Genomic DNA, 458 nt, shown 5'->3' with positions numbered 1-458 from the left:
TGCCGGATAAAGGAGTTTAAAAAGATTGCGATGCGTTGTGAAAAGACGGATGAATCTTTTGCTGCCAACATTTATCTGGCTGCTACGGTTTTAAGGCTGGCTTTAATGTCAACAGACCCTAGATTAGCCCTAAATTTCACACCACTCCCGCAAGATTTTTAGCTGCCGGGACGGTGTGCCGAAGTTAAACCGAAATTCGCATTCTTTCAAGAACAACGGGAAAGATTTGCGATCGATTCCGTTGTATTTGCGCAAGACGCGTTTCGCCTGATTCCAAAAATTCTCAATGCCGTTGATGTGGTTCTGGCGGTCTGCAAATTTCTTGGAATGGTTGATGCGGTAATGGATGAAACCGCGCACGTCCAACTTGTCGTAACTGCTCAGACTATCGGTATAAACAATGCTGTCCGGCATGATTTTCTTTTTGATGGCAGGGAGTAACGTTTCGGACTTGGCAT

General features: G+C 45.2%; 1 protein-coding gene and 1 pseudogene. One reads left to right on the top strand and one right to left on the bottom strand.

The window, feature by feature from the left end; all coding sequences use genetic code 11:
* Nucleotides 1-93, top strand: a pseudogene (locus tag ACLD9W_RS12515) (IS5/IS1182 family transposase); the annotation flags it as partial.
* Between the two features lie 36 nt (nt 94-129).
* On the opposite strand, the gene ACLD9W_RS12510 reads toward ACLD9W_RS12515, so the two are convergent.
* A partial coding sequence (locus ACLD9W_RS12510; protein WP_410842303.1) for an IS1595 family transposase occupies nt 130-458 on the bottom strand: 329 nt, incomplete at its 5' end.

This window comes from Neisseria sp. WLZKY-1, from assembly GCF_046546535.1.
Lineage (GTDB): Bacteria > Pseudomonadota > Gammaproteobacteria > Burkholderiales > Neisseriaceae > Neisseria.
Note: the sequence above shows the minus strand (reverse complement) of the source record. Positions and strands in the feature narration are given on the sequence as shown.